The organism is Oligoflexus tunisiensis (assembly GCF_001748245.1).
Taxonomy (GTDB): Bacteria; Bdellovibrionota_B; Oligoflexia; order Oligoflexales; family Oligoflexaceae; genus Oligoflexus; species Oligoflexus tunisiensis.
The window spans coordinates 6,059,131-6,079,213 of sequence record NZ_BDFO01000001.1 but is presented as its reverse complement, the minus strand read 5'-3'; the positions used below and the strand labels follow the sequence as shown (position 1 = coordinate 6,079,213).

Genomic DNA, 20,083 nt, shown 5'->3' with positions numbered 1-20,083 from the left:
ACCAGCCCATTTGGGCTCCAAAAAGCATTAGCTGCTTTAATAAGTAAAGGGAAAGATATTCCTAAATATATAGCAATATCAGCTAGATATAGAGCGACCTCAGTTCCTTCAGAAGAGTGCCGAATCGGATCCCATCAGTTAAGTTAATGCAACGCGGGAGTCGTTTCATGCAGAGTATTTTGAAGGCGGGTTTGATCCTGGGCCTGAGTTTTATAAGTCATTTTGCTTTTGCTGCCCCGGCCTGGGAACTGGTAGGCGAAAAGGACGGGATTAAGGTCTATCGTAAGGAAGTTCCTGGCAGTCCTTTGGTGGCCTTCAAAGGCGTCAAGGTCATGCCTGTGCCCATCACCAAAGTCGCGCAGGTCATCCTCGATGAGGATACGGAAAAGAAAAAACAATGGATCGACATGATCAAGGACTTCCAAATAATCGAAAAAGGGACCTATGAGTCGATCACCTACTCGGCCTATGATTTGCCCTGGCCTCTGACGGATCGCGACTATGTGGTGCATAGTCACTTGAAAATCGACAACGAGGCCAACCAGATTTTGATCGATTTGAAATCGGTGGAGCATCCCAAAGCGCCAAAAACCATCGGTGTACGGGCCGAGCTCGTCCGCAGTCTCTATAAACTGGTGCCCCGGCCCGACGGCTCGACCGAGGTGACGGTTGAAATTCAAACCGACCCCAAAGGGGCCTTGCCCAAGTGGCTCGTGAACCTTGTGCAAAAGGGTTGGCCAGCCAACACACTGAGGAACATGGAAGTGCAGGCCCTGCGTCCTGATACGAAGGAACATGCCATCATCAAAGCGAAGTTCAAAGGTGCACATGAGTTGGCACAACGTTGAGTCTCATGCATATACGGTCGCGAGAGGCCCCTTTTCAGGGGGCCTCTTTTTTTCTGTTATAATGGGTTCATCATATAGAGGAGAATCCCATGCAACGCCTTGGTATCGGTTTGATCGTAGTGAGTGGACTCATCGCCTGTGGAAAGAGCGAAGACAACAACAGTTCCGGTACCACCATCACGCCGGGTAACGGCAAACTCTCAGCGAGCGATCTGGCCAAACCCATAGCACTGGGCGAGATGAGCAAATTCGATGTGGAGATGTATTTGCTCGTCCATAGCTCCGATTTCCTGGCCACGGAAGCCGAAGTGGCTGAAGAACCTGAAACCGAAGAGTCCGATCCAGACTGTATAGGGGACATCATGGACCAGCTCACGGTCAAGGCCGAGGGTGATACCGTGATCCTGGATTATGGTGTGGATTTGACCAGCTGCTTTCAATCAGCCTGGCAGACTGAAACGTCAGGTGCAACGGTGGAGTTGAGCCATGCTCTGGCTTCCATGTACATTCGACAAACATGCGTGGGCATGGACCTGAGCAGCCTCAATGGCAAGAAGCTCTCGGAAATGGAAGATCCCGGCTGCGACAACAGTCTTATCATGGCGAATTCCAAATCGGATGTGGCCGGCGTTCTCAGTGCTGAAGGCCAGACGCTGGACCTGACCTCCATCAGTATTAGCAGCACCAGCACAGAAAATAACGAACCCTGTACGATAACAAAGACCGGAAATACCTTAAGCCAGGCGGATGGCTGTGTGACGATTCAAATCAGCACCAGCGCTGACAGCAGTGAGAATGAATACGTGAAATACGCAGGGAAGAGCCTGACCTGGGTCGAGTCCACGGCCAATACCTGGTACAGTTCCGGCAGCTATGACCTTGAACTGAATGATTGGACGGGCAGCCTCACGTTCGGCCCGGACGCGACTCCGGCTTACACCATGAGTCGTGGGACGGAAACAGCGACGGGAACTCTGACTTTGCCTGTTGGTCTTCATGCAAAGAAAGCCTGGAAACGCGCTCTGCTTCGGAACATGCAGCTGAAGTGAAACGTGAAGGCTGCTCCGGCCTGGGACAGCCTTTTCTATTTTCTGCTGGGCAGACGCCGGCGCACCTTCTGATAGAAGGCCTGCGATTCGGTCACCTTGAAAACCAGGGTCAGACCGAGATAAATCGTTCCAAAGACCCCCACCGCGAAGATGCCCCGAATCCAAACCGGTATCAGTGTCAGCGACTCTGCAAAATGAAAGACCGCATAGCCTGTAGCGGCCCCAATCAGAGCACTCAGAATCAAACTCCCCAGATACCGCGCCGGCAGATTTTCAAAAGCAACGTCCCGACTCAGAGCCTTGCGCAAAAGAAAAAATTCCACCAGACCCGCAAGGCTCGAAGCCATGGCGATACCGGCCGTGGCCCAATCGGGCGGAATTGGCCAGATGCGCGGCAAAAACAGGCTGAAAAAGGCGGCCAGCAGGATGCTGATGGTCACGCGCACCACCGAAAACTTGAAGGGCGTGGCCGTATTCTTCAAAGCATAGAACGCCGTCGTGATAAGCCGGCCCTGCGTGGATGCCATGAGACCCAGCGATGAGGCCGCGAGGATGAGCCAGACGCTGTGGGCATCATCCGCTGTGAATTTCCCGGTTTGAAAAAGGATGGCCGCCAGCACATGCCCGAGCATCAAAAACGAAATAGCCGAGGGCACAATAAAGAAAGCCAGCTGCCGCATGCCCTGCGTCAGGTTCCTGGCGATCTCCGTCCTTTGCTCCGCCACGGACATGTCCACGAGTTTCGCGGCCGCGATCGAACTGCCGAACAAACTGGTGGGCAGCGTATAAAGAAGCTGCGCATAACCAAGATTCGCGATGGCTCCTGTGCGCAAAAAGCTGGCAATAATCGATTCAAAAAAAGCGCTGATCTGGACGACACCGCGCGAAAAAAGGGAGGGCACAAAGCGGGTCAGTACCGTCTGCACCGGTTCGGAACGCCAGTTGAGGCTCAACTTCATGCCATGGAGATAAGGCCAGAGCGGAAACACTTGAATGCCAAGCTGGAGAAAGCTTCCAATTACAGCCCCCCAGGCCAGGTGTTCGGCGAAAACATAGGCATGGGGGCTTTGCCAGAAAAACGCGGTGGCGATGATGGCCCCGCTCCAAAGCACAGGCGCGGCATACGGCACAAAAAATTTGCGATGGCTATTGAGAACGCCGAGACAAAACGCAGATAAAACCAAAAGACCAATTCCGGGGAAGAGGATACGCACCAGAGTGATGGCCGCCTCGCGTTTTTCCCCAGCAAAACCCGGTGTGATCAGGTCCACGAGCTGCGGCGTAAAAAGAAGGCCGAGCAGCACCAGAATGGATGTCATCAGGGTCAGAAGTGACCCGATGACCCCGGCGACCCGTGCCGCGTCCTGCGGATTTTTTTCATGGAGGCTGGCATAAACGGGGATAAAGGAGGCGGACATCGCCCCCTCACCAAAAAGATTCTGCAGAAGATTCGGAATACGGAGAGCCGCGCGAAAGACATCGGCGGCATCGGTGGTGCCCAGGTAGTGCGCGATCACACGTTCCCGCAGAAAACCGATCAACCGTGAGAGCAGGATCCCCGCACCTACAATCAGCGCCCCACTGCGTGAAGTCTTCGCCTTTTTCGTCATGTTGAGCACGGCCCCACATGGGTGGCGAAGGCATTCAGCCAATCCCGAACCCGTGCTTCGGGATTCACATGAGACAGAACATCACTAATGACGGAAAGACCTGAGGCCCCATAATCCAAAAGCGTCGGGGCATGTTCGAGCTTGAGGCCGCCGATGGCCACCAGCGGAATATCCCCACAGAGCGCCTTCCATTCCTTCACCCGCTCCATGCCCTGCGGACCAAAGGTCATCGACTTGCAGGTGGTGGGGAAGATGGGACCCAGTGCAATATAGGAAGGCCGTAAAGCGATGGCGCGTGCCACCTCTTCATAGGAATGCGTGCTGATGCCCAGGCGCAGACCATTCTTCTGCATCGTTCGGATATCACGCGGCGCCAGCTGATCCAGATCCTCCTGCCCGAGATGCACACCGAAGGCGTGGCATTCGACGGCCAGCTCCCAGTAGTCATTGATGAAGAGCTGAACGCCCCGCTCCCGGCAATAGTCGACCGCCTCTCGAATCGATTTCAGGATCAGTTCCGCCGGGACATCCTTCATGCGCAGTTGAAGGCTGGGCACGCCGGCATCCACAAGGCGCTTCAGCCAGGTGACATCGGGAACGATCGGATAAAAACCAGGCCTGGCCATCGAAGGAAAAGGCTGCGCCTGCGCTTCGCCGGAATGATAGCTCAGACCCGACAAGGGGAAGGGCCCGCTTTCATACTGAAGATAAGGAGCCTGCGCCGCGGCACTGCGGGCCAATGTGCTTTGCAGAAAACCATGGGCTGTGATCACCGCCTCACGCAGGGATAAACCCTTGCTCAGCTGGGCACTGATCGCGGCTGCCAGGGTGCAGCCGGTGCCCCGATAATCCCGATTCACCCGCTTGCCGATCAACCAGAAGGGCCGCTGGCCATCATCAAAATAATCCGCAGGTGTTGCCGCCCGCGCATGACCGCCTTTGATCAGGACCGCGCCGAGGCCCCACGAACGTAGATCGGCCGCCGCCCGCACCACCGTTTCGGGATCATCCACGCGATAACCGAGCAGCTGCTCCGTTTCGGGAATGTTCGGGGTGAGCAGGGTCAAACGTGAAAAGAGCAGTTCACGCCAGGCGGTCACCAGTGTGTCGCGTGAAAAATTATGCCCGGAGCTGGAGGCGAACACCGGATCCGCGATCACCGGCACATCCGGCATTTCCACCAGAGCTTCCCGCAGAAAAACCAGAAGCTCCCGATGATTCAAAAGTCCGAGCTTAATCGCCGCCGGTTTTTCCTGATCCCGCAGCGTCTGCCACTGCGCTTTCAGCCAGGGCTTGGGTACGGGCTCACTTAAACTGACCCGACGGTCCGATTGCGCGGTGAAACTGCCGATCAGGGTCCGGGTCATCACCCCAAGGGCCCTGGCTGTCAAAAGATCCGCCTGCACACCGGCGACCGCATTCGGATCGTGTCCACCCAAAGTCCAAAGCGTTTTCATATCAGTGCGCCCCTTCCTGATGCCAGAAAGGAAGGCCCACGGTGGGTGAGGAGGCCTGCGCGCGCGAGGAGGGATGCATCATACCCGCTTCATAACCCAGGCGTCCGGCCTGGACCGCGGCGCCAAAGGCTTGGGCCATCTGCACAGGATCATGAGCCAGAGCCACGGCGGTATTCACCAGCACAGCATCATAGCCCATTTCCAGGGCCTGCGCGGCATGCGAGGGACGTCCAATGCCCGCGTCGACGACCAGCGTGGCTTCCGGCAGCCTTTCCCGCAGCGTGCGCAGAGCTTCAATATTTCTTAAACCCTGACCGGATCCAATCGGTGAACCCCAGGGCATGATAATGCGGCAGCCAACGGCGAGAAGTTTTTCCGCCACCACCAGATCATCGGTCGTATAGGGAAAGACTTCGTAACCTTCCGAGCAAAGAATGCGCGCGGCTTCCACGGTTCCAAAGGGATCCGGCTGGAGCGTATCATCATTGCCGATGACTTCGAGCTTGATCCAGTTGGTCTGAAAGAGTTCCCGCGACATGTGTGCGGTAAGGATGGCTTCGCGCACGGACAGGCAGCCGGCTGTGTTCGGTAGAATATGACAGCCGGTTTGCCGAAGATAATCCCAGAAGCGATTGCCGGTATTTTCCTGGGCTGATTCGCGACGCAAGGAAACGGTGACGACATTGGTGCCGGAGGCCTTGATGGATTGCTGCAGAATCTCCGGACTGGGGTAACGGGCGGTGCCCAGGAACAGGCGACTTTGAATGCTTCGATCAGCCAGGGTCCACATTAATCTTATCCTCCCGCCATTGGTGCCAGGATTTCCACTTCATCCTGGTCCCGCACGAGTTTTTCCTGAAATTGTTGTTTGGGTATGCACTGCTGATTGAGAGCCACAGCTACAAAATGATTGCGGTAGCCCAGTTCCTCCAGAAGATCCTGGATGCTGGTGGGACCGCTGAGTTGGCGAAACTGTCCATTGATGCGAATTTGCATGGGAGCACCCTCATTGAAATTGCATGAGTCCGGCATACGGCACGGGCTTGTCTTCCAGGTAAAGGCGCAGGCAACGCGCGAGGCTCGGCGCCACCAGAAAGCCATGGCGGAAGAGACCGTTGATGGCAATGCGTCCCGACTGACAGAACATGCGCGGCTCATTATGTGGCAGCGCGGGACGCAGACCGCTATAGGTGTTCAGAATGATGGCTTCGCCAAAACCCTTATGAACGGAATAGGCGGCAGACAGAAGTTCAAGAGCGGAACGCACCGTGATGGGCGCATCGCTGGTCGATTCAATCATGGTCGCGCCGATGTAATAGCGATGATCCGCGCGCGGCACGATATAAATGCCATAACGTGGGTGCATCAGCTTCACGGGTCTTTGGAAATTCACTGCCGGAGCTTCCACCAGGAAGGCTTCCCCGCGCACTCCACGCAGGTCGGGCAGGGCATTCTGGGCTCCTATGCCCCGGCAATCGAGGACGAGGTCATAGATGGTGCTGCCTTTGCTGGTTTCAATGATATGCGGCATCAGCTGCTCGACCCGCTCACCAAAGAGAATGCGGCAGTCGCCGCGGGACAGATGCCGGGTCAGAGCCGGCATGAGTTCGGTGTTGTCGAGATGCCCTTCGAGCGGCAAATAAAGACCGCGTTCGAAGACCTCGCCCAGCTCCGGTTCGATATCAGCGACCCGGACCCATTGATACTGTTCCTTGGGCATCTGCCTCGTGATGCGCTGCGTGACCTGATCAAAGAGTGGCCTGTCCCGCGCATGCGTGAGGATCAGGCTGCCGTTTCTTTGAAAATGCACACGCTCGCCCAGGGCATTCATAATCTGCGGCCAGAGTTCCAAGGCTTCCAGGCCCATCGCATGCGTCATGGGATCAGAGCTTTCCAATTCCGTAAAAGGAACCAGCATGCCGGCGGCGGCAAAGCTGGTGGAGCGGTGGTAGTCCGCTTCCGTCCTTTTTTCAAAGATGTGGACTTTCCAACCGAGATCCAGCAGCTCGCGAGCTGCCAAAAGTCCCATGATTCCTGCGCCGGCTATGGCTGCCTGTTTAGTCATGCCTCACCTGTGCCTCCAGCTGATTTTTTCTCAATGTCCTGACTGATCCGCATCGAGCAGAAGGAGGGACCACACATGGAACAGAAATGTGCGGATTTATAACGCTCCTTCGGCAGCGTTTCATCATGATACTTGCGTGCCGTTTCCGGATCCAGTGAGAGATTGAACTGATCCTCCCAACGGAAGGCAAATCGGGCCCGCGACAGGGCATCATCGCGCAGACGCGCCGCCGGATGGCCTTTGGCGAGATCGGCGGCATGGGCGGCGATCTTATAGGCGATCAAACCCTGCTTGACGTCCTCACGGTTGGGCAGACCGAGATGTTCCTTCGGTGTCACATAGCAGAGCATGGCCGTTCCAAACCAGCCGATCATGGCCGCTCCGATGCCGCTCGTGATGTGATCATAGCCGGGTGCGATATCCGTGGTCAGCGGCCCAAGCGTATAAAACGGCGCTTCATGACAAAGCTCCAGCTGCCGGTCCATGTTTTCTTTAATGAGATGCATGGGGACATGGCCAGGACCTTCAATCATCACCTGCACATCATGTTCCCAGGCCCTTAGCGTGAGTTCGCCCAGGGTTTTGAGTTCGCCGAACTGCGCGGCGTCGTTGGCGTCCGCAACGGAACCCGGGCGCAGACCATCGCCAAGCGAGAAGGCGATGTCATAGGCCTTCATGATTTCGCAGATTTCATCGAAGTGCGTGTAAAGGAAGTTTTCCTTGTTATGATACGTGCACCACTGAGCCATGATCGAGCCGCCGCGCGAAACGATGCCGGTCACCCGGTTTTTCGTGTAGGGAATGTACTCGCGCAGGACACCGGCGTGAATCGTGAAATAATCCACACCCTGTTCCGCCTGCTCAATCAGGGTTTGCTTATAGACGTCCCAGGTGAAATCCTCGATGCGGCCATTCACTTTTTCAAAGGCCTGGTAGAGGGGTACGGTTCCGATCGGTACCGGGGAATTCCGCAGTATCCATTCGCGCGTTTCATGAATGCTTTTTCCGGTCGACAGATCCATGACGGTATCCGCGCCCCAGCGGGTGGACCAGACGAGTTTTTCCACTTCCTCATCGATGCCTGAACTCAAGGCGGAATTGCCGATGTTGGCGTTCACTTTCACCAGGAAATTGCGACCGATGATCATCGGTTCCAGTTCCGGGTGATTGACATTGCAGGGAATGATCGCGCGACCGGCGGCCACTTCACTGCGTACAAATTCAGGCGTGATGGAATCGGGAATGCGGGCGCCGAAGCTGTTGCCGCGCAGGCGCTCCTCGCGTTCACGGGCCACCGGGTCGAGGCTTTCCACACGCTGTCGTTCGAGTGCGCGCTGTTGATTTTCCCGGATGGCCACATATTCCATCTCGGGTGTGATGATGCCGCGCCGCGCATAGTACATCTGCGTGACGTTTTTCCCGGCGCGGGCCCGTTTGGGTTTATGCTGGGAAAGTGGCAGATGATTCTGCGCCTGGAGTTTGATCAGGGTGCTGTGCGCATGGCCGGGGCTCAGCTCCGTATCCTGACGCGCTTCAATCCAGGATTCCCGCAGACGCGGCAGACCATGTTTGACATCGATCTGGGCGGCGGTGTCCGTATACGGTCCCGAGCTGTCGTAAAGATGCAGGGCAACCATTTCACCCGCGGCGTTTTTTTCCTGCAGCTGGACACGTTTCATGGGAACCCGCAGAAACGGATGAATTTCGCCATGAATATAGACTTTTTCGAAGACAGTAGGTTGGGTGCCAGCCATGTAAAGGATCTCCTTGAAGGCATACGTTGGGGTCGAAGTTCAAAAACTTCCAGGTGTGCAAAGGAGAGGCCGGCGGCCGGATCGCTCTTCCTACGCTGGTGTTATCCAGTTCAGGTTCTAGAGTTGGAAGAATCCTGTGATCTTCCTCTCAGCCTTGCGGCACCCCTGGCGAATCCCCCCATGGTTATCACAGTCTTTTAAAAAAAAACAGAAAAAGACCTACTCAATGCCCAAACGGCATGTATGATGGTCGGAAGGCTGAAACCCTGGCTCTTCCTGTTCATCAAGGCGGCTTGACCATGAACCAGTTCCAAATGACGCTATTCGCCTGGATCTTTCTTCTGCTGATCGGCTGTGTCGGTGGGCCTGAGGTGGATGATTCCCTGACGTCGGAATCCCGCCCGTTGAAATTACCGGAACTCAGTCAGGAGCCTTTGGCTCCGGCCGTGTCGATGACAGCGGATTACTTTCACCAATCCTACCCGCATCTCACCGCCGAGGAATTTCAACAGAAATGGCGGAATTCCCATAAGAGTGGGCTGCTATTCATGCGATCCTTCGTCAACACCTGGTATGATGAGCTGGGTCGCATCAGCAACCACGGGCCTCTCGGGCCCTGCTTTGGCGATCCACATCCGGAAAATTTTGGTTATCTCGTCTTTGCAGGGGTATTTAAGTATACCTACAATGATGTGGATGACAGCGGAGCGTGTCCCGTGCTTTTTGATGCGCTGCGGTACTTCACAACGTTGAAAATCATGGTGAAGGACATTGCGCTTGAAGCTAATCTGCGGCGGGCCTATGTGCACTTTCTGAATGATGGAGAACTAAAGGAACAGCCTTCGCAGGCGTTGCGTCCGGATCCTGATGCAACACGGGAAAAGATTCTGAAAAAAAGCACAAACAAAGGGAAAATAAAATTGGTCGGGGGGAACGTTGCCCTTGCGCCTGACAAGGCCGAGGCGCTCTTCACTCTGCTAACTGCGGCCAGCCCATGTGCATCCTGCAGGAGGCTTGATGCCTCGCAGCTTCAGGTACAATCCGGAGGCAGCGCCGGCCTGGATCGCTACTGGCTCCTCGTGGAAACCGCGCCGCAAACCCAGGAATTGATCGAATTCAAGGAGCTGACCTCTCCCGCGAGTCAGCGCGGACCCTGGACGCAAAAGCAGACGTTATCCCGCAAGGATATTCTGGATAACATCTGGGGGAAGAACTGGCCCAGGTTTTTTGCTTTTGTGTATTTTGAGGGCAAACCCTTTCTCATGCGCAGCCGGCTAAGTGCTGAGGTTTCCCTGGATGAGTTGAAACCGGAACAGAGAAAAGCGATGCTCACCGAGCAGGTTTATCTGCTGGCTCAGCTGCATAAGAAAACTCTGACTGGGAATACCCTGCTTGCGGAATGGCTTGCGCGGCAGAGTGAGTTTCAAGCGAGACGATATGGGGAAGCGCTGCTGGCAGCTCGGGGTGGGTGAACGAAGCCAGCCAGTCCATTAAAGCAATCGGGGAAGAAAGCTGAGGACGAGCCCCCACACGACCAGCCAGATTTTCGAATCGAGAAAATAGGGGTACACCATCAGGACCAGACCAATCACAATCAACATGATCTTCGCCTGTTTCCGACCATAGTGAAAATAAACAAAGCCAAGTCCACTGAAGATGGCAGCAAGCATGATAAAACCAGGATCAAAATTCAAAGAACGACCCCCCGCCTACTTTTTTTCCAGATCCCGAATAGCCTTCCAAAGATCATCATCCGGATCCTCGATAGTATAAACCGTATCGGTTGATCCACTGCTCGATTTCTTCTGCACAGGCGCCGCGGGCTCATAACGCTCCTGCACCACCGGCTCAGCGGTCGCGGGTGCAGGAGCCGCATTACGCGCCGGCTTGAGAAGTTTCGGCTTGGCTTCCAGCCACTGCCGATACTTGTCGCGATGCAGGCAGCCGATGTCGGCAGCCCCATAATAAGTGTCACCCAGCGTAGCCAGATCCCCGCCGCGAATCTTGCTTCGCGCCGCCGTGGACGTGAAAAAGAGCTCACAGACCGGCGCCAGTTCCTCAAACTTGGGAATGTGCACCAGACTCTGGCAAACCACGACTTGCAAAACCTGAGCCAGCTGATCAGCGGTATGGTCACGAATCTCCGCAGGAAACGCGCTCAAAATTCTCTGAATCGCCTCGCTGACATTGGAGGCATGCAGGGTGGCGAACACAAGATGACCGGTTTCCGCCGCATTCAGGGTCAGCTGAATCGTCTCCCGATCCCGCAGCTCACCCACCAAGATCACATCAGGATCCTCGCGCAAAGCATCCTTAAGACCCTTGTCAAAGCTCGGCGTATCCCGACCCACCTCACGCTGCCGAATCAAACAGTTCTGATTGCTGTGGAAATATTCAATAGGCTGCTCAAGCGTTATAATATTCAGCGATTTTTTAAGATTGAGTTCATGAATCAGCGCCGCCAGCGTCGTCGATTTCCCCGATCCCGTCGGCCCGGAAATCAAAACGAGCCCATGCTCCAGCTGCAGAATCTTCTCAAAGTTCGGATGCAGATTCAAACCGGCCAGGGTCGGCTGCCCCTGGGCCAGGAGTCGAATGGAATAGGAAAGACCACGCGCGCTATAAAAGATATGAATCCGACAGCGCGCACCGCCAAGCTGCTCGGAAAGATCAAAGGATCGCTCGGCCTTGAGGGTATCGTAGCGCGGACCCAGAAGGTCCATGGTCCATTGCCGCAGTTTGTCCAGACTGAGCGGCCCCCCTTGATTCTTGATCCGGCCATCACAGCGAAAATAGATAGGGCCACCCGATTCCAGGTGGATATCGCTGGCTTGCATACGGCGTGCGGCTTGAATTAATTCACTCAGGCTGTTCATGTTCCTCCCTCTCTCTTTGGACCCATCCATTCTAGCGTCCAACGTCTGAGAGGACCATGAGGATTCATGGTTCAGGGAAACATGCCTGCCACAATGGAATTCAAAGCCGCCTTCAAATAAGGCACCACATCCTCAGGAATACTCTTATCCTCGGGCCGCAGTTTGGAATCATAAATCATCAGCCACTGACTCGAATCATTGCACCAGGACAATTTCCCACAATCCACCACATGCATATTGCCGACATGATAATCCAACCCTTCGGCCCCGGTCAAAGGCCGTCGTCCCTCAGGCACCGGCACCGCCGCGCTGAGATCCACAAAAAATTCCGTGGAGATTTCCGCTCCGGTAAATGGCCGTTCCAAAAGCCGATGCATGGTCACATTGCGAATCGGAATAAAGCCCGAAGCCTTGGGTGAATTGGTTTCATAATCCACATAGTGCCGCAGAAAGGTTCCATACTGCGTCTCGACCGAACGCATACGAATCGACTCGTGAAAGATCAAATTCTCTTCATAGCCCTGCGCATATTCCGGCCAGCGATTGAAATCAAAGAACTGCCCTTCCACCGACGGTTGATCGCTTTTCCGCAGCTGATATTGATCCTTGCTCACCAGGGTAAAGAGTCGAATCAAGGTATAGTCATAGATCGGCCGCCCGCGCTCATCCTTTTCCACCACACCGTTGACCATGCGATACACAACCCGCGCCGAGGCACAGGACACATCATAAAACACCTGCGTCCGGCATTCGTCCTCAACCTCGGGCAGGATGCCGCTGGCTCCGAGCTGCCAGGGAATGGGATCAAAGTCCATACTCAATGTATACGGTAACGGTTCACCATCGGCATCACCGGGCTGCCCACCCGGACCGGGAGTCGGCGTAGGTGTGGGCTCAGGTTCCGGATCCGGCAGAGGCTCGGGGTTCGCCGGCATATCCGGTTTCAAATCACAGTGACCGCTATAGGCATAGGGTTGGATCAGAGCCTTTAAAACCAGAGTGCTGGCCGCATGCGGACGGGGAACGGGCATAAAAGCCAGCTGCCCCGCATCCAATTCGAGGCCACAGGTTTTCAAACCTGTGAGAGGAAGCTCCCGCAGCGTATCATTGACTAACGGCAGAAAAAGTTCATCCACCATGCTATTGACGGCGGAACGGAGCTTTTCGGTATCAAATCCAAACGGATTGGCGTCCGGCCCTTCCAGCACTTCCACCATGAAATCGAGCGACTCCGCGCTGCGATCCATCACGAGGCTCAGCGCACCGACCTTCTCAAAGGCCTTGAGTTTTTTCGGATTGCTGTAGTTCTTAAAACTCAACGTACTCTTTGAACGAAGGGCCATGCGAATCGTGGCCAGCGTATAAGCGCGACCCTCATGCTGACCCTTCACCTCCATCAGCATATCACCAAAAGCCAGTTCAAACCGCGGCAGCGCCCGTGCCTCACTCGCATCCGGTCGCAGCTGAATCACCGGAGGCAGCAAAGGTTTTATGGTGAGGTTGATAATATCCTCACGCCCAATCGTGATCGGCTTTCCATCCGGCCCCATCGCCTGCACACGCGTCAGGTCACTGCTCATGAGCTTGGGAATAAACTCCGCAAGCAGGATTTCCTTGCCGTTCTTGAGCTGATTGGGATCAAAGACGGCAAATCGTTCAATCGTGCGAATCACCTGCTGATTCAGGCTCAGATTGAACATGCCCTTGCGCCAAAGATCATGCATCGTCTGATTCATGGCATCCAACGGCAGCGACAAGAGCGAACCGTTCGCCACTGACAGCCCCAGCTCCCGCGGTGTTGGCAAAGGCCCCTGACTCAACTGCAGCACACCCGGGTCACCTTTCAGAGGCGGCGCCGGCTCCTGACCCTCGAGTGGAATCCCTTCGATATTCACAGCGATTTTTGCGGTAATAAAACGATTGTCCGCCGTGGATTCCAGTCCGAGCCCATCCAGAATCTGACCTTTGATTTTGGCCTGATAGGAGGCGATCGGCTCCGGCAAATAATAGGGCATGGGCAGAGTTAGCCCTTCCCCCAACTGATGGGCTATGGTGCTGAGACTGTTCGGCGCCACGATCTGAATGATATCACGGGCGATGCCATTCACAATCTGCGGTTTAAAGGACTCCACCTTCTCGCGAACCGCCTGATTCACGATGTGATTCACAATACTCGCCCACAGACCCGAATCGGGATCCATCTGTTCCGGATCGGTCACCACCACATGATCATTCCAATCCTTGGTATCAAAGTAGGTGGACCCCTGAGCCTCCCCGTTTCTGGGCTGCCGCAAATCAAAGTGCTCGATCCCACGAATCCTTAGAGAAATGCGCCCACTTTTGGCATTCATATCCGTCTTCGCGTGCGCCTCACGGAGTGGGCCTTCCATTCTGAACGCGGTATCAAAGATGAAATAACCCGTGGCACCGGGAACAGATATTCCCAAATACTTCGCCTCATCAATGCGAATAATAATCTTCAAACGCCCGTGGAAATGCTTCACACCCATATGAACCGCAAGATTATCCTGCTCCGGCACAAGGCGGGCACTGACATTGCCGGCAGACTTATCAATTTTCATTTCGGTGACATAAATATCACTCACGGCTTTATAGTTCACCTTGCCGACCCAGCCACCCAGAATCGGCGTTTGACCCGACACGGGCAGATTGCAGAAGGGCCCCAGATTCTGCAGATAAATAAACTGCGTTCCGGCACGCCCATCACAATTTCCAGGCAGCACGCTCGGATACGCTCCCTTTTTCACAGCCATGATCCCGTTAAAATCCAGCCGCGGAAAAACCTGACCGCCCTCATCCACATAGTTCATGGTAAAACGCCCGGCTGCAAAATCGCTGATCAAACGGGCAAAAGCCGGCAGTCCGTTGTTGGCATCCAGCGCCGCATGAATGGGAGTCGAGGAGCGCGCGGCCGTCAGGTCCCCCCAAAGGAAGGCCAGCTGCCGATAGTAGGTCTCCCCACGTTGACTGGTGATGGCCCATTCATAAGCATTCACACCAGGCTCGGGCGCAAGAGTTCCCTTTAATGAAGCAGTCAGACGGGTGGAACCACAGGTCCCATCACAGGCCTGCCAGGCATCCCGTGAACCCAGACGCCGCAGACTGATACGTTTGGCGTTGTCCGCATCCTCCAGCTGACTTTCCAGCACAGGACTGGGATGAAGATCACGACTCAGCTGCAGACCCTGCTGCAGGGAAAGATCGATTCCATCGAGACGATGAGTCATGCGAAAGGCTGAGCCGGTCATCAGCTCCAGATGAAAGGGCGTGAGTGGTCGACCGTGATTGGAAATAGGGCGATCCGGTGAACCCGGTTCCGACAGGATTTGAACCTGATACGTCGTGTCCGGCAAGAGCTCCTGATAAGGATCAAACAGCAGGGTGCGATTATCCTTCCACACCAGCGTGCCCTGAATTTTTTGACCTTTGCTGTCCAACATCTGAAAGTTGCGGTTCACGAGGTCCTGAGCCAGTTGCTCCACCAGTCCACCGCTGCCGCGCTGCAGGGAAAAATTCAGCGTGATGCTATCAAAACGCGAAATGGCCCTGGCCACACCGGACTTCCAGCAAACCTCAAGACCCGTTTTTCCAAAATCGGTATCACTGCAAAGGCGCCCTGTGGCAGCGAGCACCCGATCACGAGCCGGCACGCTGTCATCAATCGGAGGCAGAACGTCTGGCGCGGAAGGCTCCGGTTTGGGGACCGGCAGCTGATCCGGAGCCTGCGAAGGCGGCGGAGGGATCGGACGGTCCGGGAGGGTCGGGGGCTGCGGCCCGGTTAATTCCGTCGGCACACCGTCCGTATCCGTGTGAGCAGTGACCTTGGGCAATTTTTTGCCGGAGCCACTGCAGGCTGTCATCAGGATCAACAATAAGCCGTGGCGCATCATTCCTGGCATTCTGTATTCCCCCTCGTGCATGTTTCAGGCTGCAACCAGTTGCGGAAGAGATTGAGCTGCTCCCGCAGAAGTCTTTGACCATCCTGCATCTGAAGATCCAGTGTTTTAATGAAATACTGATAACTGACAGCCCCGGGACCCCGCCACTGCACGTTGCGTTCGAAATAATGCAAAACCTTCTGCGTGGACCGAGCGAGGTCTTCCCATTCATCCAGGGCTGCCAGCACCCATTCGGCTTCAAGGGACCAAAGCGATTTAAGAATCAAGCGGAGATCAGCCCGCAGCGCAGGATCCCGCAACTGAGTTGCAAGAATGCCCTGGTCTCCCACGCCAAGCCTTCTGTCCTGCAGAAGATGCCAGAGTTCGGTTCCATTCTGTGCATAAAGTCCTGCTGACATGCCGCGCCAGGCGTTGAGCATCAGGTCAAAACTTTGGTCCGCTGGAAGTTTCTCCAGCCAGGGGATTATGCGCAGGAGACCTGTGATCGTGCCATGCAGCACGTCATCGAGTTTTTCCAACAGGGGAGGCTGCCAGGTATTATTCAGATCCACCAGAGGCTCCCGGAGCTGATGGGTCAGCCGAATCACGGACGCCAGCGCCTCATCACTCAAACGCTTCTGGAAAAGATCCTGCCACAGGCGGGACAATTCACCGGCGCCATCCGCGCTCAGAATCGCATCGGCTGCAAAACGTAAAAGTTTTTCCAGATCGCGGGCCATCGTCGCACGATCCGGTTGAACGGACGCGGCATCCTGATAAATTTTCCAAAGTCTGGGAGACAGGCGATCAAACGCCGCCACCAGCCCGAGCATCAGTCTTCTGTTCTCTGGTTGAAACGCAAGGCGCATGAGTTTATAGCTCGGATGATCCCAGGCGAAATCTTCAAACACACCCACTTTCATCGCCTGAGGGAACGTATAGGCCAGGAGGATTCCCGCGAAGGGATCCTCGGGCTTTTCCAGCAGACGACTGGTCGTTTGAATGAGCTGGGGATCCCGGCTGATGCGGTCCGCCAGCCGCAAAATAAAGGTCGGCGTCGTTTCCTCAGCCTTGACACTCTCCGCATAGGCTTCCGTCACGGTACTGATGAGATCAAACACCGGATTCCCGCCATCATGGGAAAGGCGGCCCAGTTTTTTCAGGGCGTCCGTAAAAACCTTATCCCCGACTTCATGGTTGTAAGCCGCCAGCACATGATCAATCAATCCCGGGGCGTTCCAGCGGAATGCCGTGTAAACACCTTCCCGATGCTGCAGCCGTGCATTGGCGGTGGGAATCCAAAGTGGGGCGAGCGCATGGAAACGCACGAATTTTTGATAGGCACCAGAAACCGATTGAATTTTCACACGGCGGATGGCCTCGGGCAGCTGCTGCAGTGAAGGCTTGAGGCGCGGATTACGGCCCATATGCAAAAGGCTCAGGACATTCCGTTCCCAGACAGAGGCGGGAAAGCTCGCGGTCTTCAAGGACGCATGCCCGGCACAGAGTTGGGCGAGCTGAGCGGGGCTGTCTTGAAAACCGAGAGCCTCACGCCACTGCTTTTGAAAGGCGGCACTGAACACAGAGCCGCTGACAAATGGACAGTAATGATCCAGGATTCGTTCTTCCAGAAAATGGCGCCAGCTGGCGAAGGAATTCACCGTAAACGGACATTCCCCCACACCTTGACCCTGAGCGCAGAAAGCATCAAAGCCCACCGCCGGCACAAGGCGCTGCTGTCCTCGGGACTGATAAAGGGAACTCACGGACTGGAGCTGCAGGAGGAGTTTCTGCGTCCCGCTGAGTTTGTCGCGGTCAATGATATTCAAACGACCCTGAGTCAAAACCTGGGAATTTTGAGCCGCCTGCAAAAATTCCTGTTTCACAGCGGCGGCATCACGGGGCAGTCGTTCCAGAAGTTCTTTCAAGCCAGCAGGTCCGGTAAAGAATCCGCTATCAAAGGCCCAGAATCCCGCCCAGGTTTGCTGCGATCCAGCCAGCACGGGCACACCGAGGAAAGCCTGCGGCGCACGATCCTTGCTGAATACAGGCGCCGCCGGCAGACTCGCAATTTTTGTATCAGCCGGCAGACGGGGCTGCACGCCCAACCAGTTCTGTGCCCCAAAGAGAGTCAGAATACGCAGGTCTGCATGCGACAGGGGATTGGTTTCAAAGAATTCCCAGGGTGCGGGATCCACGGATACTGACGGATCCGATGATGCTGCCCCATCCTCCGATACCCCCAACTCCTTTTGCAAGGCCTCAGCCCAAAGCGGCAAATAACTCTCGTTGATCCAGGCCTCCAGAGCCGTGGCCCGACCCGGATCCGCCGCGGCGGTCAGCAGCGGCAACTGATCGCGATAACGCGCCATCATCATCCAGCCATCCGCTCCTTCGCGTGTCAGGCGGGCGAGTGGATAGGGCTGCACCTCATCAGCCAGCTGACCGTTCGGCAGAAAGGCCTGATGCAACGTGATACTGCCGGGCCATTCCACTGTTATTTTTTCCAATTCCGGTTTGATGGACACCGGCGCGTTTTTGATCTGCCCCGCCAGTTCCCGAATCGGACTCAGCATCTGACTGAAGTCGGCTGCCGTGATCACCCGGGGCAGATCCGCTTCCAGTTTGCGCCAGACCTCCTCCAACGGCAGAGCGCGCGCCGCTGCACCGTCCACGGTTCCGAAGGCATAAAGCCCGAGCCCCGCACGCAGAAGTTTAATGTCACTGCTTTTCTGATACCAGCCTTCAGGATTTCTGACATCCGGCCAGATATCACGGAATTCATCGGAGAGCGTATTCAATTTTTGCAGGACCAGACCATACCAGGACTCCAGAAAATCCTTTTTCAAAAGCGCCGCAAAACGCGGGTCCTGACTGAGGCGTTCATCAAACTGAACAAGCTCTTCCACACTCGCAGGCTGATGCTCCTGCCAGAATCCCTTGAGCTGCTCCAGGGTTTCCCCGGTGATGGGACCATAGGCCAGCTGCCGATTTTTCAAGCGATAGGGATCCGCCCGCAGCTCCATTTCCAGCCAATGCCAGGCGAAGGCCCCGAGTTTTTTCAGATCAGCGGCTGCGACAGGACTGGGCTCATGCATCCAGTTCTGTCCGCACACACCCGTTCGACAATTCAAACCGAGTGTTTCATCGAGATAAAGGAGCAGCGGGATCCGCCCCGAGCAGGCGGCCTGCGGAGTCAAAAGCGGCTGGAGGATCGCCCGGGGATCGTCGAGTTCAGGCTGCGCCTTCATCCCGACAAAATCCATGGAGCAGCTTTGCAGACGTCCGCCCTCCCACAGAAAATCCTCGACCAGTTCGTGCAGATAGGTGGACCCCGCTTTTTCTTCAAAAGCATCCCGGTAGCTGGGATTGTCCTTGATCTGATTCAGACCTTTCATGGCCGGTTCCAGATCCTGAAGGCGGGTGTCGAGAGCCTGCTGTAGAAGGGCCCGCAGATCGCTGAGGAACTGCGGCTGCCTTAAAGCATAGGAGCGAAAGAGATCATAAAGATCCTGCGTGCGCCGCAGAAGTTCATCCTTTTGCGTTTCCAGGCCCATGCGCAAAACAGCACCGACGCCATGAGCCCAGCGCTTCTGTTCGTCCAGGGAAGCGCGCGACCAAAAATCCAGAGCATGCCCAAACAGGGATCGTGGCTCCTGATCTTCGGCGGATGCCCCTTTCCATGGATAAAAACGCGGTTTCCATAGCTTCTGCAGATGGGCTGCAAAAAAGGGATCGTCGATGGTCGCCCGCTGCAGACTCTGCAGATCATGGCGAACGGTGGCATCCGTCAGGACCTTATGTGTAAGACCGGCCAGAGATCCCTGCGGCAGCGCATCACTCCAGGTCATGAGCTCATGAATAAAATCATCGAGCGCATCCGCGCCCTCGAGCGCCATCAAAAACTCAAGAAAAGGCCGGGGACGGAGGGCACTCAGGGACGTTTGCAGGGAATCCCAACGCGCCTCTGTTCCCGTCAGGGGCAGGCCGCGTTCATCATGACGTCCGCGATCCATCAGTGTGATAAGTGCACTCAGGTTGGGATACACAGCATTCGGTGCCGCGCCCTGCGGCTGCATGAGAAGCCAATCCATGGTCCGCTGCAAACGCTCCAGACCCATGGCTTCGATCAGATGCAGCGTATGAACAAAACTTTCCTGCTGATCATTATTTTGAATCGCCGCACAGCGCACAAACTGCTGCAAAAAGGTCGCTGTCCAGGCGGCATCCCGCGCAAGGTTGAGATCCTCGCAGGCCGCCAGCGCCTCCTGGCTCTTATTCTGAGGCTCCGGGGCCCGGGATAATGTGGCCTTTTGACAGGCGCAGAACAGACCCAACACCAGGCTTAACATCAGCGTAATGCAGTATGTCCGGGAGATACTCATGATCACCGCTTATTCCTTGATATTAATCTGGCTAATCCTATTAGCAGGAATGATGGAGCGCGTCCATTTTTATGTAAAGGCTGCAAAGCCATAAGATGCGCTGAGTTCGTGGAATGAGGCGCAATGTCAGTGAATGATTT

General features: G+C 55.6%; 13 protein-coding genes and 1 riboswitch. Of the genes, 3 read left to right on the top strand and 10 right to left on the bottom strand.

Annotation, left to right across the window (positions count from 1 at the left end; translation table 11 throughout):
- Positions 1 to 167: 167 nt before the first annotated feature.
- Together OLTU_RS25150 and OLTU_RS25145 are read left to right on the top strand one after the other, a co-directional pair.
- The gene (locus OLTU_RS25150) at positions 168 to 848 is read left to right on the top strand and encodes an START domain-containing protein (protein WP_176736943.1); all 681 of its coding nucleotides are present in this window, start codon (positions 168 to 170) and stop codon (positions 846 to 848) included.
- Between the two features lie 89 nt (positions 849 to 937).
- Positions 938 to 1,897 carry a hypothetical protein gene (locus OLTU_RS25145; protein ID WP_141735487.1) on the top strand — a complete coding sequence of 320 codons (960 nt, stop codon included), beginning with the start codon at positions 938 to 940 and terminating at the stop codon, positions 1,895 to 1,897.
- A gap of 35 nt (positions 1,898 to 1,932) precedes the next feature.
- Here the strand turns inward: OLTU_RS25145 and murJ are convergent, their stop codons facing one another.
- From murJ to thiC, 6 genes are read right to left on the bottom strand one after another with little or no spacing between them, the layout of a single operon-like run.
- Positions 1,933 to 3,507 (bottom strand): murein biosynthesis integral membrane protein MurJ, encoded by a 1,575-nt coding sequence (gene murJ / locus OLTU_RS25140; RefSeq protein ID WP_141735486.1) that lies wholly within the window; start codon positions 3,505 to 3,507, stop codon positions 1,933 to 1,935.
- A complete protein-coding gene (gene thiE, locus OLTU_RS25135) occupies positions 3,504 to 4,964 on the bottom strand; it encodes a thiamine phosphate synthase (RefSeq protein WP_141735485.1) in 1,461 nt (486 codons plus the stop codon). Before thiE ends, murJ begins: the two co-directional genes overlap by 4 nt.
- A gap of 1 nt (position 4,965) precedes the next feature.
- A complete protein-coding gene (locus OLTU_RS25130; RefSeq protein WP_141735484.1) occupies positions 4,966 to 5,754 on the bottom strand; it encodes a thiazole synthase in 789 nt (262 codons plus the stop codon).
- A 5-nt stretch (positions 5,755 to 5,759) separates the two neighbouring features.
- A complete protein-coding gene (gene thiS / locus OLTU_RS32095) occupies positions 5,760 to 5,960 on the bottom strand; it encodes a sulfur carrier protein ThiS (RefSeq protein ID WP_176736942.1) in 201 nt (66 codons plus the stop codon).
- 10 nt (positions 5,961 to 5,970) lie between these two features.
- Positions 5,971 to 7,029 carry an FAD-dependent oxidoreductase gene (locus OLTU_RS25120; protein ID WP_141735482.1) on the bottom strand — a complete coding sequence of 353 codons (1,059 nt, stop codon included), beginning with the start codon at positions 7,027 to 7,029 and terminating at the stop codon, positions 5,971 to 5,973.
- Entirely contained in the window at positions 7,026 to 8,783 is a 1,758-nt protein-coding gene (gene thiC, locus OLTU_RS25115; protein ID WP_141735481.1) for a phosphomethylpyrimidine synthase ThiC, read from the bottom strand. The genes OLTU_RS25120 and thiC overlap by 4 nt, the downstream gene beginning before the upstream one ends.
- A gap of 69 nt (positions 8,784 to 8,852) precedes the next feature.
- A riboswitch (TPP riboswitch) is annotated at positions 8,853 to 8,960 on the bottom strand.
- Positions 8,961 to 9,082: 122 nt separating this feature from the next.
- Here thiC and OLTU_RS25110 point away from each other — a divergent pair.
- Entirely contained in the window at positions 9,083 to 10,255 is a 1,173-nt protein-coding gene (locus tag OLTU_RS25110) for a DUF2252 domain-containing protein (RefSeq protein WP_176736941.1), read from the top strand.
- Between the two features lie 18 nt (positions 10,256 to 10,273).
- On the opposite strand, the gene OLTU_RS25105 is transcribed toward OLTU_RS25110, so the two are convergent.
- The 4 genes from OLTU_RS25105 to OLTU_RS25090 all read right to left on the bottom strand — a co-directional run bounded on the left by OLTU_RS25105 (position 10,274) and on the right by OLTU_RS25090 (position 19,943).
- Complete coding sequence (locus OLTU_RS25105; RefSeq protein WP_218110253.1) at positions 10,274 to 10,477, bottom strand: hypothetical protein; 204 nt, start codon at positions 10,475 to 10,477, stop codon at positions 10,274 to 10,276.
- 15 nt (positions 10,478 to 10,492) lie between these two features.
- Positions 10,493 to 11,659, bottom strand: a complete 1,167-nt coding sequence (locus OLTU_RS25100; RefSeq protein ID WP_176736940.1) for a type IV pilus twitching motility protein PilT — start codon at positions 11,657 to 11,659, stop codon at positions 10,493 to 10,495.
- A 71-nt stretch (positions 11,660 to 11,730) separates the two neighbouring features.
- A complete protein-coding gene (locus OLTU_RS25095; protein ID WP_218110252.1) occupies positions 11,731 to 15,540 on the bottom strand; it encodes an Ig-like domain-containing domain in 3,810 nt (1,269 codons plus the stop codon).
- Positions 15,541 to 15,566: 26 nt separating this feature from the next.
- A complete protein-coding gene (locus OLTU_RS25090; protein ID WP_141735477.1) occupies positions 15,567 to 19,943 on the bottom strand; it encodes a hypothetical protein in 4,377 nt (1,458 codons plus the stop codon).
- Positions 19,944 to 20,083 lie beyond the last annotated feature (140 nt).

Excerpts from the sequence above, each read along its gene's own strand:
- OLTU_RS25150 (WP_176736943.1), top strand. The coding sequence starts at position 168 with ATGCAGAGTATTTTGAAGGCGGGTTTGATCCTGGGCCTGAGTTTTATA.
- OLTU_RS25145 (WP_141735487.1), top strand. The coding sequence starts at position 938 with ATGCAACGCCTTGGTATCGGTTTGATCGTAGTGAGTGGACTCATCGCC.
- murJ (WP_141735486.1), bottom strand. The coding sequence starts at position 3,507 with ATGACGAAAAAGGCGAAGACTTCACGCAGTGGGGCGCTGATTGTAGGT.
- thiE (WP_141735485.1), bottom strand. The coding sequence starts at position 4,964 with ATGAAAACGCTTTGGACTTTGGGTGGACACGATCCGAATGCGGTCGCC.
- OLTU_RS25130 (WP_141735484.1), bottom strand. The coding sequence starts at position 5,754 with ATGTGGACCCTGGCTGATCGAAGCATTCAAAGTCGCCTGTTCCTGGGC.
- thiS (WP_176736942.1), bottom strand. The coding sequence starts at position 5,960 with ATGCAAATTCGCATCAATGGACAGTTTCGCCAACTCAGCGGTCCCACC.
- OLTU_RS25120 (WP_141735482.1), bottom strand. The coding sequence starts at position 7,029 with ATGACTAAACAGGCAGCCATAGCCGGCGCAGGAATCATGGGACTTTTG.
- thiC (WP_141735481.1), bottom strand. The coding sequence starts at position 8,783 with ATGGCTGGCACCCAACCTACTGTCTTCGAAAAAGTCTATATTCATGGC.
- OLTU_RS25110 (WP_176736941.1), top strand. The coding sequence starts at position 9,083 with ATGAACCAGTTCCAAATGACGCTATTCGCCTGGATCTTTCTTCTGCTG.
- OLTU_RS25100 (WP_176736940.1), bottom strand. The coding sequence starts at position 11,659 with ATGAACAGCCTGAGTGAATTAATTCAAGCCGCACGCCGTATGCAAGCC.
- OLTU_RS25095 (WP_218110252.1), bottom strand. The coding sequence starts at position 15,540 with ATGACAGCCTGCAGTGGCTCCGGCAAAAAATTGCCCAAGGTCACTGCT.
- OLTU_RS25090 (WP_141735477.1), bottom strand. The coding sequence starts at position 19,943 with ATGAGTATCTCCCGGACATACTGCATTACGCTGATGTTAAGCCTGGTG.